Below are 14387 nucleotides of genomic sequence, written 5' to 3' on the forward strand. Positions count from 1 at the left end.
CATGCCCTTCATCGCCCGGTTATTGACTACCTTTTTTCTCCTTTACCTGAGCATGGATGCCCGGGCCGAGAAGTTGCGCATTGTCACCGAGCCCTGGGCACCTTATGTCTACGAAGAGAACGGCCAGGTCCGGGGACTCGACTACGAAACCACCGCCATTGTGTTCAAGCGCCTGGGCATTGATGTGCAATGGCAACTGCTGCCTTGGAAACGTTGTCTGGCGATGCTTGAGCAGGGCCTGGCGGACGGTGCGCTGGACATTTTCCACAGCAACGAACGCGACGCCATGCTGCTTTACCCCAGCGAACCGCTGTCGGACGTGGAGTTCGTGATGTTCTATGCCAACGCCCGCCCCCATCCGTTTCGCACCCTTGATGACCTGGGCGGCCTGACCGTCGGCACGTCACCCGGTTATCTGTACAGCCAGGCCTTCAGTGAGTCGCCCCTGTTCAAGCGTGAAACGGCGCCTACCCATGAAGCCAACTTCGGCAAGTTGCAACTGGGCCGGATTGACCTGCTCATTACCGACCGCCGGGTGGGCCGGCACGTACTCAAGCAAATGCAACTGGGCGACCAGATCACCGAAAACCCCGTGGTCGTGAGCCGTCAAAGCCAATACCTGGCGGTGCGGCGCAACGCCGGGATGGACTTGCTGGTGCAGCGTTTCAGCGCCGAACTCAAGCGTTTCAAGCGCGAACCGGCCTATGCCGAGCTGATCGCCCGCTATGGCGCCGTTCCGTCTGCCGAGACCGAGCCGTCCAGCCCGGCGCAGCACTGAAATAAACCGTTGAGCAGCAGGAAAGCGGCGCGCGGCGTTTGCTCTGTTATACTCCGGCCTTCCCGCCAGGCTCACGCCCGGACGCCCGGTCTTGCAAAAGGCATCCCGACACCGCTACAGCGCAGCTTCCAGCCCGCGCGAGCCCTGTCCGGACCTGCTTTCCAGACTCGGCAGGACCGGACGGGATGACGTCTTTTTGTTGAACGTCATTCGCGCCCGGCAAGACTATCCCATTGGGCCAGGCCCTCACTAAAACAGGATTACTCATGTCCTTTGCTTCCCTCGGTCTCTCCGAGGCTTTAGTCCGCGCCATCGAGGCTGCCGGCTACACCCAGCCTACCCCGGTGCAACAGCGGGCCATCCCCGCCGTGTTGCAAGGTCGCGATCTGATGGTCGCGGCGCAGACAGGCACTGGTAAAACCGGTGGTTTTGCCCTCCCGATCCTGGAGCGGCTTTTCCCCAACGGTCACCCAGACAAATCCCAGCGTCACGGCCCGCGCCAACCGCGCGTCCTGGTCCTGACCCCAACCCGCGAGCTGGCGGCCCAGGTACACGAGAGCTTCAAGGTCTACGCTCGTGACTTGAAGTTCGTCAGCGCCTGCATTTTCGGCGGCGTGGGCATGAACCCTCAGGTCCAGGCCATGTCCCGTGGCGTCGACGTGCTGGTGGCCTGTCCGGGCCGCTTGCTCGACCTGGCCGGCCAAGGCAGTGTCGATCTGTCCCACGTGGAAATCCTCGTGCTGGACGAAGCCGACCGCATGCTCGACATGGGCTTTGTCCATGACGTGAAGAAAGTTTTGGCCCGCCTGCCCGCCAAGCGCCAGAATCTGCTGTTCTCGGCGACGTTCTCCAAGGACATCACCGACCTGGCCGGCAAGCTGCTGCACAACCCGGAACGCATTGAGGTCACACCGCCGAACACCACCGTCGAGCGCATCGAACAACGTGTGTTCCGCCTGGCGGCCAGCCACAAGCGTGCCCTGTTGGCGCACTTGATTACCGCCGGTGCCTGGGAACAGGTCCTGGTGTTCACCCGCACCAAGCACGGCGCCAACCGCCTGGCCGAGTACCTGGACAAGCATGGCCTGCCGGCCGTGGCGATCCACGGTAACAAGAGCCAGAACGCCCGCACCAAGGCCCTGGCTGACTTCAAGGCCGGCGAAGTGCGCATTCTGGTTGCCACCGACATCGCCGCCCGCGGCCTGGACATCGACCAGTTGCCCCATGTGGTCAACTTCGAGTTGCCGAACGTCGATGAAGACTACGTACACCGTATCGGCCGTACTGGCCGGGCCGGCCGTTCGGGCGAAGCGATCTCGCTGGTCGCGCCGGACGAAGAGAAACTGCTCAAAAGTATCGAGCGCATGACCAAGCAGAAAATCGCTGATGGCGACCTGATGGGCTTCGATGCCAGCACCATCGAGGCCGAGAAGCCTGAAGTGCGTGAACGTCCGGACGTGCGCAACCCCCGCAATGCCCGTGGCCCTCGCGGTGACGGTCCAAATGGCGGCGGCGGTGGCGGCGGTCGTAAAGACAAAGGCAAGGACAAGGGCAAGGAAAAATCGGCCAGCACCAGTCGCGGCGAACGCCCGGCCCGCGAGCACAAGCCTCGCGAAGGTACCCCGGCCCGTGAACAGCAGCGTCCGGCACCACGCGCCGCTGCTGATCGCGCACCGGACGAGTTCCTGGACGACGATATCGACAACTTCGGTAACCGCGTCGACTACGTGCCGCAGCAGAAACCGGCCCAGGGTCGCGGACGTCGTCCTGGCGCCCCGGCACAGGGTGCTGGTGCAGGTGCAGGTGCTCCTCGGGGCCAGTCCCAAGGGCGTCAGAACGGCCCGCGCAACAGCAACGGCTCGTCCACCGGCACCCCACCGGCCAAACGCAGCGGCCCGCGCAACGGCGCGCCTCGTGACGGCCAGGCCCGCCGCGAAGACTCCCGCCCTCGCCGTCCGGCCCGTGACGACCAGCCTCGTCAGGAACCCGCCGTGCAAGCCCCCCGTGGCAACCAGCCGAAGATCGTGCACAAGGAATCGAAGGTCGATCGTTTCCCGACGCCTGAACAGCTGGACCAACTGCCAAGCCGTCCACGGGGCGAGAAGCCGGCACTGCTGACCCGCAATCGCTGAGTTTCTCCAGGCCGTAAAAATGCCCCTGATCTCGCGATCAGGGGCATTTTTATTTGAGTGACGCCGACTTCACCCTGTGGGAGATTCTATGTTGCAGGGCAACCCTGCAACATAGGTGTCGGCTGGTACTCGCTCTGATTTTTCATCAAAGCAAATGCCACCCGGCATAACTTTCGGGCCAGCACCACCAATGCCTGGGTTTTTGAGAAACCTCTCGCCAGGTATGACTCGTAGAACGGCTTCCATCTAGGCGAGCGGCGTGCTGTCATTGCAGCGATATGAGCCAATCGGCGTATCTCTGAATCGCCCTTCTTGGTGAGGTGCCGTTGACCCTTCTTTTTTCCGGAGTCATCGACCCTCAAGTCCATCCCCAAAAACGCGATAAATGCATCGCTGTCCGCAAAATCACCTCGCATGAAACTCGTCGCCAATCCAGTAGCGACCAGTTCACCAACGCCCTCGATGGCTTTGCAGCGGCCGATATTCGCCTCAATTCCCGCTTCTTTGCTGACTTTTCGTAGCAACTTCTGAATGGCCTGAATCGCCTGTTCGAACGCCTTTTGCTGAGTGGCCAGCGTTTTTTTTAACAGAGGCTCATCGTGCCAGCTCAACATCAGGCCGGTATGGTTCTTGACCAGCGTCGCACGCCTATGAAGCAGGCTTTTTAACGTCGTGTAGGCTTTCGGTGGCGGGCTCCAGAGCCGCAACTCGTGCTGTTCATTGGTTAAATACCGCGCCAGCAGACGAGCATCACAAGGATCGTTCTTAGCCCGCTGGCCGATGCCGCGACGATAATTGCTCACCCGATAAGCATCCACGACATAGACCTGATGCCCCATCGCATGAGCCAGCTCGACGGTGTCCAGGTGGTAGATGTTGGTTGCTTCGACGGCTAGAGCACTTTGGGCGGGCAACGTTTTAAGCCAGCGTTTGAGGGATGTTCGGTCATTCTTGATGGTGTCAGTGGTTTGCAGGTCATAGCGATAAACAACAACTTCGGCCTTGGCTATATCAATACCAACAACCGTCTGCGAGGTAAGGATTGTCATAGCGAATCCTCGGAGCTAGGGTTTAGGTGCTTGTCGGGGTCTACCTTTGCGCTGGCTTGCCTCTATTGTCGGTTTTACCGATGAATTCCTTATTGGCGCTTTGGGTAGAAGGGGCGGGACGAGAAGTCTCCCACGGTCCGTACTGGCTAGAGTCGGAATCGAGCTTTTAGTCCCGCCCACCCCTTCAAGTCTAAACATACAAGCGAGCCTGCTCGCGATTGCGTCGGCTCAGCCAGTACAGATGTTGACTGACCCACCGCTATCGCGAGCAGGCTCGCACACAAAGGTCATGCGCGGTTCACAAGACTCCATACGGCAATAAAAAACGCCCCTGATTCCAAGATCAGGGGCGTTTTTTTGTCAGGCGCGAAGGTTATTTCGCTTTGACACCTTCAAACGAAACGTACAGCTCGACCATGTCGGACGTTGGGCCCAGGTCTTTCTGCTTGCCGAAATCGGAACGCTTGATGCTGGTGGTCCCTTCGAAGCCAGCACGGTAGCCGCCCCAAGGGTCCTTGCCCTCACCCAGGAACGTGGCTTTGACCACGACAGGCTTGGTCACGCCCAGCAGGGTCAGGTCACCGGTCACGTCGGCAGTTTCCTTGCCATCAGCGTTTTTGCCGGTGGACTTGACGCTGGTGGAAACGAAGGTGGCCTTGGCGAATTTGCTCGCGTTCAGGAAGTCGGCACTGGCGATGTGCTTGTCGCGCTCGGCGTGGTTGGTGAATACGCTGGCAGTGTTCACGTTGAACTCGATCTTGCTGTCTTCAGGCTTGGCGGCGTCGAAGCTGAACTTGCCGTCGATGTCCTTGAAGGTACCAGTGATGTAGCTATAGCCCAAGTGGCTGATCTTGAAGTCGACGAAGGCGTGCTGGCCTTCCTTGTCGACCACATAATCGGCAGCCATGGCCTGGCCGGCCGACAGCAGGGCAGAACCGATTGCCAGGGCGGCGAGCGTTTTTTTCAACATGCTTTCTATTCCTTTGGAGTCGAGGTTGAACATCAGGCTTGGCGTCCCAGCATGCGCTTGAGGGTCGCGTCACGGTCGATAAAGTGGTGTTTCAATGCTGCCAACGCATGAAGGCCGGAGAAAATTACCAGCGCCCATGCCAGGTAGAAGTGAATCTGGCCGGCAATGTCTGCCTGATCAGGCAGCCCAGACACCAGCGCGGGAACTTCAAACAAACCAAACACCGGAATCCCGACACCGTCAGCGGTGGAAATCAGGTAACCGGCAATCATCACGGCGAACAGCCCGAGATACAGCGCGCTATGGCCGAGCTTGGCGCTGACACGGGTCAGGCGCCCATAGGTCTCCAGAGTCGGGGGCGGCGGGCTGACGAAACGCCAGCACACCCGCAACAACATGGCCGCCAGCAGCACCAGGCCAATGCTCTTGTGCAGGTCCGGCGCGTCTTTGCGCCAGGTGTCGTAGTAGTCCAGACCGACCATCCACAGCCCCAGCGCGAACAGCCCGTACACCACCAGTGCAATGGCCCAGTGCAAAACGATGCTGACCCAGCCATAGCGAGAAGAAGAGTTGCGTAGCTGCATTGCTCATATCCTGTGAAAACTGCGACCAAGACTAGCGAGTTATCTATCGATTTAAAGCGGAAATTTTTGCTTTGAAATATCGAGAAATACGATGAAGAGTTTGGGCTGGGTGGGTTAAGGAAAGATTAAAGCCAATACAATGTGTGATCGAGGCGTGTCATGGAGCCATTAGGCGCCAGAAAGGGCCTCATCGCGAGCAGGCTCGCTCCCGCATTTTGATCTGCATACACAAACCCTGTGGGAGCGCGCCTGCTCGCGATGCGGTTTTACAGGCAAAAAAAGCGCGGCTGACTCACCGCGCTTTTTCTCGCACCACGCTTTACTGCGCCTGGGTCTCAGTCGCCGCGGGCTTGGCCGCCGGTTTCTTCACCGGAGCGGCTTTCTTCGCAGGCGCTTTTTTAACCGGTGCCTTGGCCGCAGGCTTTTTGGCCGTTGGTTTGGCCGTTGCCTTCTTCACCGGCTCAACTTTCGCCGGGGCGACCGGTGCAGGCGCTGGCACCGGGGCGGGTGCTGGAGCAGGTGCAACCGGCGCAGCGGCCTTGACCGGCTCCTTGTCCGAGTCGCCGCCAAACAGGTTGGTGAAGAAATTACCCTTCTTCGCCGCCACCGCACCGGCAACTGCTGCCGCGGCCACCGGCACGACCTTGGCCGGCTCAAACGATTTGCCCGCCGCCAGGTCTTCAACCTGGCTGGCCGCCCGCTGCCCACTGCGCAACGCGCCTTCCAGGGTCCCTGGATACAAGGTGTCGGTGTGTTCACCGGCAAAGGCTACGCGCTGCAACGGCATTTCCCACAGACGCCAGTACTTGCTGATCTGGCCCGGCCCAAAGGCCAGGTACGCGCCGCCCATGGACGGGTCGGTGCTGTAGCGACGAATTTCATAACCAGTGAAGGCACCCCGGGCCTTCGGATAAAATGCGTGCAAGCGGATCAGCACCTGATCGGCGATCTGCTTGTCACCAAAGGCCTGCATCACTCGGGCGTTGTCGCCGGACAGATTGACGACCACATTGGCGCCGCCCTTCATGGCCGGCTCGATCCACATCATGCCCAGGCCGGTGTTGCTGTAGATCTCACCCGACATGCGCGCCTTGCTGTCCCAGACCGGGGTCTTGAACTTGAGCATGATCTGGTCGCGCCAGCCGTAGTTGGTGCCCTTGATCGCGCCCTGATGCCGGGCATCCAGGGCCGGGGTCAGCTGGATTTTGTTCAGGGCTCGCAACGGCACCGCCAGCACGACGTAATCCGCTTGGTAGCCGACGCTGCCAACCTTGACGGTGACGCCGTCCTTGTCCTGGGAGATGGCCGAGACGGGCGATCTGGTCTTGATGGTTTTCAGTTGCTTGACGAAGGCCTGGGCCAACACGGGGCTGCCACCCAGCAGACGCGCGGCGCGCAGGTCACGGTCGGATACACCACGATAGACCCGGGTCTGCTGGGCAAAATACAGCAACGACAGTCGCGACGGTTCGTCATAACGGGTACGAATCTGCTGGTTTACCAACTGCCGCGCGGTAGCCGGCAATTGCAGTCGGTCGAGCCAGTTGGAGACGCTGATCTGGTCCAGTGCGTGCAACGTGTTGTTGGCCGATGGGTTCTGCGGGTCTTCAATGGAACGCGCCAGGTCGTCCAGAGTGGCTTCGTAGCGTTTAAGGGCTTCGGCCGTGGCCGGTTGCTTGGTCGCCAGGTCAGCAGTGGTGAGGTAGGTGCCGTCGATCAGATAGCTGGGGGTGCGCACGAATTCCGGGGCCGGCGTGGTGCTCAGCTTGAAGGTCGAGATGTATTTGTTCAGCACCGGCTGAGTCTTTTCGTTGCCGATCCATTCGCTGGTGGCCATGCCCGAACGGCCGCCCAGGCTTGGCTTGGCTTCCAGCAGGGTCACCAGCCAGCCTTTGTTCTGCAGCTCGTAGGCCGCCGTGAGCCCCGCCAGGCCGCCGCCGATGACGATCACCGTCGGTTGCTTGTCCTTGGCCAGCGCACAAACGCTGAAAAGCCCAATCACCACCAGCGCACAGGCGCGCAGCCAACCAGCAGACATTCAGCGAACTCCGGAATAAAACGTAGGAACGATCAGTTTTTCGAGCCAGACGGCTCAGAGAACGGCGAAGAATACGTCAGCCATCCCAGCGCCGCCAGCGGCGTCTATCGCCTTACTCAAGGTAGCAGGCGTGACACAATGGGTTGTCCCCAGGGCCGCCATTGCATAGGCTTGCGCGATTGTTTTGCCCGCGCCCGCCGCGAGCCGCCTCGAGGAGACTGTATATGGGCCTGAATAACCAGTGGATGCAACGCGATCTCGCGGTGCTATGGCATCCTTGCACCCAGATGAAAGACCACGAAAAGCTGCCGCTGATCCCCATCAAGCGCGGTGAAGGCGTGTGGCTGGAAGACTTCGAAGGCAAGCGCTACCTCGATGCCGTCAGTTCCTGGTGGGTCAATGTGTTCGGCCATGCCAACCCGCGAATCAACCAACGCATCAAGGATCAGGTCGATCAACTGGAACATGTGATCCTCGCCGGCTTCAGCCACCAGCCGGTGATCGAACTGTCCGAACGTCTGGTGAAGATGACGCCCGAAGGCCTGACCCGGTGTTTCTACGCCGATAATGGCTCGTCCTGCATCGAAGTGGCGATGAAGATGAGCTTTCACTACTGGATCAATCGCGGCCAGCCGGATAAAAAGCGCTTCGTCACCCTGAGCAACAGTTACCACGGCGAGACCATCGCGGCGATGTCGGTGGGCGATGTGCCGCTGTTCACCGAAACCTACAAGGCGTTGCTGCTGGACACGATCAAGGTGCCGAGCCCCGATTGCTACCACCGCCCCGAAGGCATGGGCTGGGAAGAGCATTCGCGCAACCTGTTCGCAGCCATGGAGCAGACCTTGGCCGAACACCACGAGACCGTGGCCGCGGTGATCGTCGAGCCGCTGATCCAGGGCGCCGGTGGCATGCGCATGTATCACCCGGTGTACCTGAAACTGCTGCGCGAGGCTTGCGACCGCTATGGCGTGCATCTGATCCACGACGAAATCGCCGTTGGCTTCGGCCGCACCGGCACGATGTTCGCCTGTGAACAGGCCGGTATCACCCCGGACTTCCTCTGCCTGTCCAAGGCCCTGACCGGCGGCTACCTGCCGCTGGCGGCGTGCGTGACGACCGATGAGGTCTACAGCGCGTTCTACGATGACTACCCGACCCTGCGCGCCTTCCTGCATTCCCACAGCTACACGGGCAACCCGTTGGCCTGCGCGGCGGCCCTGGCGACGCTGGATATCTTCGAAGAAGACAACGTCATCGAAAACAACAAGGCCCTGGCCCAACGCATGGCAAGCGCCACCGCGCATCTGGCCGATCACCCGAACGTGGCCGAAGTGCGCCAGACCGGCATGGTCCTGGCCATCGAGATGGTCAAGGACAAGGCCAGCAAAACTGCGTATCCATGGCAGGAACGTCGTGGCCTGACGGTGTTCCAGCATGCCTTGGAACGCGGCGCGTTGCTGCGACCGCTAGGCAGCGTGGTGTATTTCCTGCCGCCGTATGTCATCACCCCCGAGCAAATCGACTTCCTGGCTGAAGTGGCCAGCGAGGGCATCGACATCGCCACCCGGGACAAGGTCAGCGTGGCGGTGCCGAAGGATTTTCATCCGGGGTTCCGGGATCCGGGCTGAGCCTGGGCCTCCGCCATCGCGGGCAAGCCTTGCTCCCACAGTTGATCGCACCGCCCTGTGGGAGCATGGCTTGCCCGCGATGAGGCCATCAGCTTCAACCACGATATTTTTTCTTGCAGAGATTCCACATGAGACTGTCCCGCTTCTTCATCGACACCCCCCTCAGCCTCGGCGCTCACGAACTGCCCGAAGCCCAGGCCCACTACATCGGTCGGGTGCTGCGTATGGCCGAGGGCGATGCGGTGCAGGTGTTCGACGGCTCTGGCCAGGAGTTTCGCGGCACCCTGGCCGAAGTCGGCAAGAAGCGTGTGCGTGTGCAGTTGGACGAGCAATTCGCCGGACAGGTTGAATCGCCCCTGCGCATCCATCTCGGCCAAGGGCTGTCCCGGGGCGAGCGCATGGACTGGGCGATCCAGAAAGCCACCGAACTGGGCGTCAGCGAGATCACGCCGATTTTCAGCGAGCGCTGCGAAGTGCGCCTCAAGGACGAACGCGCCGACAAGCGCCTGCTGCACTGGCGCCAAGTGGCGATCAGCGCTTGCGAGCAATGCGGGCGCTCCACCGTGCCGGTGATCCACCCGCCGCTGCTGCTGGCCGACTGGCTGAAGCAGACCGACGCCGAACTGAAACTGGTGCTGCACCCGGTGGCCGAGCCGCTGGTCAGCCATGCCAGACCGTCGAGCCTGGCCTTCCTGATCGGCCCCGAGGGCGGTTTGTCGGATGCCGAAGTTGAACAGGCCAAGACCGCCGGCTACCACGCAGCCCGCCTCGGCCCGCGTGTTCTGCGCACCGAAACCGCGCCAGTGGTGGCATTGGCCGTGGCGCAGCAGCTGTGGGGGGATTTCTAACTCCCCCCGCAGATTCTGCTAGCACTGAAGACCCATTGTGGGAGCGGGCTTGCTCGCGAATGCAATCTGTCAGTGACATCAATGTTGACTGACCCACCGCTTTCGCGAGCAAGCCCGCTCCCACAGTAGAGCTACGGTGTTCATGGGTCAGAGCACATAGAACAAAATCGCCACAAAGTGCAGCAAACTGCCGGCGATCACGAACAGATGCCAGATGCCATGGGCGTGCCGCAACCGATGGTCCAGCGCGAAAAAGACAATGCCGACGGTGTACAAGACACCGCCCGAGGCCAGCCAGGCAAATCCGGTGCTGCCCAGGGCCGCCAATAACGGTTTGACCGCCACCAGCACGATCCAGCCCATCACCGCGTAGATCACGATCGACAGGATTCGCGCTTCAGAGCGCGGCTTGATCTCCTGCAAGATCCCGATCAGCGCCAGCCCCCAGACAATCCCGAACAAGGTCCAGCCCCATGGCCCGCGCAGGGTGACCAGGCAGAACGGCGTATAGCTGCCGGCAATCAGCAGATAGATCGAAAAATGATCGACCTTCTGCATGATTTCTTTCTTGCGCCCGCGCACGCTGTGGTAAACCGTCGAAGCGCTGTACAGCACCAACAAGGTGAAGCCGTAGATGGCCACGCTGACGATCTTCCACGGATCGCCCGTCATCCCGGCAATTACCAACAACCACACCGCCCCGATAAAAGCCGCCACCGCCCCGACCAGGTGGGTCCAGGCGTTGAGTCGCTCTCCGTGATACATCCAGTCCCACCTCACATTCCAAAACAGACGCCAAGGCTCAGGCTTGGCGCTACAAAGTGCAATGTTTAGCTCCCTGTGGGAGCAAGGCTTGCCCGCGATGGAGATAACGCGATCTCCCAAGAGCCGAGTCGCCGGCATCGCGAGCAAGCTTTGCTCCCACAGATCAACATCCCCCTACTGATTGGGGCACAATCGGGCGATACGAATAAGAGTCCACCCCATGCTGATCGACGAAGAATTGACCCTGAAAAAACTCGAAGTGTTCCTGGCCTTCATGCGCACCGGCAATCTTGCGCGGGCGGCGGCCGAGTTGCAGACCAGCAACGTCAGCGTACACCGGGCCATTCACTCGTTGGAAAGCGCCTTGCGTTGCCCGTTGTTCAAGCACGAGGGCCGCAACCTCACGCCTCTGGAAAGCGCTTACGTGCTGGAAGAACGCACCCAGAAGCTGATTCAGGACGTGGTCGAAAGCGTGCGCCTGACCCGTGAAGCCGCCGGGTTTTCCGCAGAGCGGTTCAAGCTCGGCTCACTGTACTCACTGACGGTCAAGACCGTGCCGCAGTTGATCATGGGCCTGAAGATCCGCCGCAGCGAACTGAACATCGACCTGATTCTGGGCTCGAACATCGACCTGCTGTACAAGCTCAAGAACATGGAGGTGGACGCCATCCTGATCTCCCTGGACGACAGCGTGAACGACCCGGATTGCGAGCATATCGAGCTGTTTTCCGACGACATTTTTCTCGCCACGCCAGCCGACTCGCCCTTTGCCCAACGCAGCGAAGTCGATCTGGCCGAGGTGCGCGACGAGACGTTCATCACCCTGACCCAGGGTTTTGCCACGCACCAGGACGGTATCCGGGTGTTCAAGCAGGCAGGGTTCGAACCGAAGGTGGCGATGCAGGTCAACGATATCTTCACCCTGCTGAGCATGGTCAGCTCCGGGGTGGGTTATGCGTTGCTGCCTGGACGAATTGCGGCGGTGTATGAGAACCGGGTGAAACTGATCCCGTTGCAGGAAAGGTATCGGCTGCAGCAGCGCATTGGCGTGGTGTTCCTTAAAGCCAAGGAGCGTGATCCGAATTTGCTGGCGTTGTTGGCTGAGTGCCGGATGTATGCCAATCGCCAGGTTTGAAACCGAGTCGCGGCCTTCGCGAGCAAGCCCGCTCCCACAGGGACACGCGGTCGACTGTGGGAGATTCTATGGTGCCTGAATAGCCCGCTAAACACTTTTTGGCTGGTATTCGCTCTGGTTCTTCAACAGAGCAAATACCACTCGGGCAAGCTTGCGGGCCAGTGCCACCAATGCCTGAGTCGTGCTGAGCCCTCGGGCTCTCAAGGCTTCATAAAACCCCTTCCATGCCGTTGTGCGACGCGCTGACATCGCGGCGTTGTGCATCAGCCTACGCGCCTCCGGATCACCTCGCTTGGTCAGGCAGCGGCGGCCCTTTTTCTTCCCTGAATCCGATATGCGAAGGTCCAAACCTAGGAAGGCAATGAAGGCATCGGCATTTCTGAAGTCTCCGCGCTGGAAGGATGCGAGCAAACGGGCACCGCTCAATAGGCCAATGCCTTCGACTTTCATGCAGCGTTTGAGCTGATCCAGCAGCCCGGCTTCCTTCAATTCTGTCTGGATTGTTTTTTCAACCAGGGCTTCCAGTCTCTGCATGGACTTGATCTGGTTATTGAACGAGGTCTTGAGCAGCGGCTCGTTCGCCCAGCTTTGCTTAAGACTGACACGAGCTTGAACCACGGCCGCCCGGCGCCGGAAAAGGCTTATAAGCCGACGGTACAAAGGTGATGGTGGAGTCCAAGGGGTCAGATTTTGCCCTTCGTTTTTTAAATAACGGGCCAGTAGCTGAGCATCCAAAGCATCGGTTTTAGCGCGAACGTTCACCCCTTGCGGTAATGACTCAGTTCATAACCACCGACCATGTAAATCCTGCAATCGGCCCCATGCGCCAGATCGGCGAACTCCAAGTGATAGATATTGGTGGCTTCGATGGCGACATTCACTGGCGCAGACAAGGCTTTGAGCCATTTCTTGATCGCCGCTTTAGTGTTGGGGATCGTCTCGAGTCGATCTGATTCGGCGTGAAAAATCACCAACTCGTCTTTGGCGACATCAACACCTACGATCGGCTGAGTGATGGGGACAGGCATTGCCATTGAAAATCCTCCGGGCTAAGGTTTGAACACTTGAAGGGTTCACCCAGAGGCGCAGGCTTGTTCCTATCGTCGGTCTAGGCCAGATGCATTCTTTATCGGCGCTTGGGTGAAAGGAGGAGGGGTGAAATCTCCCACGGTCTGTACTGCGGCTAACAGTCAGAAGCGGACTTTGTCCCTCCTCCTCCCTTCAAGTCTTACCATACAAGCGGGCTTGCTCGCGAAGACGCCAGTCCTTTCAACGAAGAGACTAAACCCTACCCCATCAACCCCCGCATGATCAGAAACAACAGCGAAGGCCCGAGCAAGCACCCGAGCGCCGTATAGAACGCCGCCGTCAGACAACCATACGGCACCAGTTTCGGATCGGTGGCCGCCAAGCCGCCGGCCACGCCACTGGAAGTGCCCATCAACCCGCCAAAGATCACCGCACTGCGCGGATTGTTAAGGCCAATCAAAGGTGCCACGAACGGCGTCGCCACCATCACCAGGATCGCCTTGATCAAACCGGCGGCGATGGACAGCGCCATCACCTCGGAACTGGCACCAATCGCCGCGCCAGTGACCGGCCCGACAATGTAGGTCACCGCTCCGGCGCCGATGGTGGTCAGGCTCACCGCGTCGGTGTAACCGAAGGCCATCGCCACTCCGACACCGGCGATGAACGAGGTGGCCACCCCGACGAACAACGCCAGCACCCCGACGAAACCGGCGCGCTTGAGTTCCTCGACACTCACGCCAAACGCCGTGGCGACAATGGCGAAGTCCCGCAGCATGGCGCCGCCCAGCAGGCCGATGCCCGAGAGCAGCGGAATGTCTACTACACCCTTCTGCCCTCCGGTCATCGCACCGCCGATGTACGACAGCACCAACCCCAGGAGAATCGCGATGGCCGAACCGTGCAGGCGGCCCTTGGTGAACGTGTCGCTGATCCAGTACGACACCCACATGGTGATGCCGACAATCGCAAAGCCACTGAGCAGACCGTAGCCGGTGATCACTTTCATCATTGATTCGTACATGGCAATCACCCGACTGTCTTGGCGGAAACATCGCTTTCAGGCCCTTTGTTGCCGATGCGCACCAGCACCGGCACCATCGCAAAGGCAATCACCACCGCCAGGGTCCCGGCCAGAATCGCCATTGGCCCGCCCTTGAGCGCGCCATAGACGTTTTGCTGGGCCGCCATCGCGACCACGATAGGAATGTAGATCGCACTCCAGAATTCCACGCCGGCTTCGGACTTGCCCTTGAACAGCCCGCGTTTGCTCAGGTAACTGCCCAGGCCGATCAACAGCAGCATCGCAATGCCGACACCGCCGACGTTGGCCGGCACGCCGATCAGCTTGCCCAGCAGCTCACCGATGAAAATACCCGCCAGGGTACAAAAGGCCAGAAACGCCACACCGTAAATAATCATTGTTGT

The 14387-nt window shown here is 60.1% G+C and carries 12 protein-coding genes and 1 pseudogene; 5 read left to right on the top strand and 8 right to left on the bottom strand.

The window, feature by feature from the left end; translation table 11 throughout:
• Position 1: 1 nt before the first annotated feature.
• Positions 2-778, top strand: coding sequence for a substrate-binding periplasmic protein (locus PSH57_RS26915; RefSeq protein WP_305386520.1), 777 nt, complete (start codon positions 2-4; stop codon positions 776-778).
• Positions 779-1044: 266 nt separating this feature from the next.
• On the top strand, positions 1045-2910 hold the full coding sequence (locus PSH57_RS26920; RefSeq protein ID WP_256233301.1) for an RNA helicase RhlE2: 1866 nt from the start codon (positions 1045-1047) through the stop codon (positions 2908-2910).
• Positions 2911-2996: 86 nt separating this feature from the next.
• Here the strand turns inward: PSH57_RS26920 and PSH57_RS26925 are convergent, their stop codons facing one another.
• From PSH57_RS26925 to PSH57_RS26940, 4 genes are all read right to left on the bottom strand, one after another.
• Positions 2997-3959, bottom strand: a complete 963-nt coding sequence (locus PSH57_RS26925; RefSeq protein WP_305386055.1) for an IS110 family transposase — start codon at positions 3957-3959, stop codon at positions 2997-2999.
• Positions 3960-4332: 373 nt separating this feature from the next.
• Positions 4333-4929: a YceI family protein gene (locus PSH57_RS26930; protein ID WP_305386522.1), complete on the bottom strand. Its 597-nt coding sequence runs from the start codon at positions 4927-4929 to the stop codon at positions 4333-4335.
• A 32-nt stretch (positions 4930-4961) separates the two neighbouring features.
• A complete protein-coding gene (locus PSH57_RS26935; RefSeq protein WP_305386524.1) occupies positions 4962-5513 on the bottom strand; it encodes a cytochrome b in 552 nt (183 codons plus the stop codon).
• 319 nt (positions 5514-5832) lie between these two features.
• Positions 5833-7551, bottom strand: a complete 1719-nt coding sequence (locus PSH57_RS26940; protein WP_305386525.1) for a flavin monoamine oxidase family protein — start codon at positions 7549-7551, stop codon at positions 5833-5835.
• A gap of 224 nt (positions 7552-7775) precedes the next feature.
• Here PSH57_RS26940 and PSH57_RS26945 point away from each other — a divergent pair, with 224 nt between their 5' ends.
• Complete coding sequence (locus PSH57_RS26945) at positions 7776-9182, top strand: adenosylmethionine--8-amino-7-oxononanoate transaminase (RefSeq protein WP_305386528.1); 1407 nt, start codon at positions 7776-7778, stop codon at positions 9180-9182.
• A 128-nt stretch (positions 9183-9310) separates the two neighbouring features.
• The gene (locus PSH57_RS26950; RefSeq protein WP_305386529.1) at positions 9311-10030 is read left to right on the top strand and encodes a 16S rRNA (uracil(1498)-N(3))-methyltransferase; all 720 of its coding nucleotides are present in this window, start codon (positions 9311-9313) and stop codon (positions 10028-10030) included.
• Between the two features lie 147 nt (positions 10031-10177).
• Here the strand turns inward: PSH57_RS26950 and trhA are convergent, their stop codons facing one another.
• Complete coding sequence (trhA, locus tag PSH57_RS26955; protein ID WP_305386532.1) at positions 10178-10795, bottom strand: PAQR family membrane homeostasis protein TrhA; 618 nt, start codon at positions 10793-10795, stop codon at positions 10178-10180.
• A 220-nt stretch (positions 10796-11015) separates the two neighbouring features.
• Between trhA and PSH57_RS26960 the strand changes: the two genes are divergently transcribed.
• On the top strand, positions 11016-11930 hold the full coding sequence (locus PSH57_RS26960; protein WP_305386534.1) for a LysR family transcriptional regulator: 915 nt from the start codon (positions 11016-11018) through the stop codon (positions 11928-11930).
• 87 nt (positions 11931-12017) lie between these two features.
• Here PSH57_RS26960 and PSH57_RS26965 read toward each other — a convergent pair.
• The 3 genes and pseudogenes from PSH57_RS26965 to madL all read right to left on the bottom strand — a co-directional run bounded on the left by PSH57_RS26965 (position 12018) and on the right by madL (position 14381).
• A pseudogene (locus PSH57_RS26965) lies at positions 12018-12964 on the bottom strand (IS110 family RNA-guided transposase).
• 254 nt (positions 12965-13218) lie between these two features.
• A complete protein-coding gene (madM, locus tag PSH57_RS26970) occupies positions 13219-13983 on the bottom strand; it encodes a malonate transporter subunit MadM (RefSeq protein ID WP_305386540.1) in 765 nt (254 codons plus the stop codon).
• 5 nt (positions 13984-13988) lie between these two features.
• Entirely contained in the window at positions 13989-14381 is a 393-nt protein-coding gene (gene madL / locus PSH57_RS26975; RefSeq protein WP_256230007.1) for a malonate transporter subunit MadL, read from the bottom strand.
• Between the last annotated feature and the right edge of the window lie 6 nt (positions 14382-14387).

This window comes from Pseudomonas hefeiensis (assembly GCF_030687835.1).
GTDB classification, from domain to species: domain Bacteria; phylum Pseudomonadota; class Gammaproteobacteria; order Pseudomonadales; family Pseudomonadaceae; genus Aquipseudomonas; species Aquipseudomonas hefeiensis.

Bases quoted from the DNA above. Each gene is read 5' to 3' on its own strand.
- PSH57_RS26915 (WP_305386520.1), top strand. From the start codon at position 2: ATGCCCTTCATCGCCCGGTTATTGACTACCTTTTTTCTCCTTTACCTG.
- PSH57_RS26920 (WP_256233301.1), top strand. From the start codon at position 1,045: ATGTCCTTTGCTTCCCTCGGTCTCTCCGAGGCTTTAGTCCGCGCCATC.
- PSH57_RS26925 (WP_305386055.1), bottom strand. From the start codon at position 3,959: ATGACAATCCTTACCTCGCAGACGGTTGTTGGTATTGATATAGCCAAG.
- PSH57_RS26930 (WP_305386522.1), bottom strand. From the start codon at position 4,929: ATGTTGAAAAAAACGCTCGCCGCCCTGGCAATCGGTTCTGCCCTGCTG.
- PSH57_RS26935 (WP_305386524.1), bottom strand. From the start codon at position 5,513: ATGCAGCTACGCAACTCTTCTTCTCGCTATGGCTGGGTCAGCATCGTT.
- PSH57_RS26940 (WP_305386525.1), bottom strand. From the start codon at position 7,551: ATGTCTGCTGGTTGGCTGCGCGCCTGTGCGCTGGTGGTGATTGGGCTT.
- PSH57_RS26945 (WP_305386528.1), top strand. From the start codon at position 7,776: ATGGGCCTGAATAACCAGTGGATGCAACGCGATCTCGCGGTGCTATGG.
- PSH57_RS26950 (WP_305386529.1), top strand. From the start codon at position 9,311: ATGAGACTGTCCCGCTTCTTCATCGACACCCCCCTCAGCCTCGGCGCT.
- trhA (WP_305386532.1), bottom strand. From the start codon at position 10,795: ATGTATCACGGAGAGCGACTCAACGCCTGGACCCACCTGGTCGGGGCG.
- PSH57_RS26960 (WP_305386534.1), top strand. From the start codon at position 11,016: ATGCTGATCGACGAAGAATTGACCCTGAAAAAACTCGAAGTGTTCCTG.
- madM (WP_305386540.1), bottom strand. From the start codon at position 13,983: ATGTACGAATCAATGATGAAAGTGATCACCGGCTACGGTCTGCTCAGT.
- madL (WP_256230007.1), bottom strand. From the start codon at position 14,381: ATGATTATTTACGGTGTGGCGTTTCTGGCCTTTTGTACCCTGGCGGGT.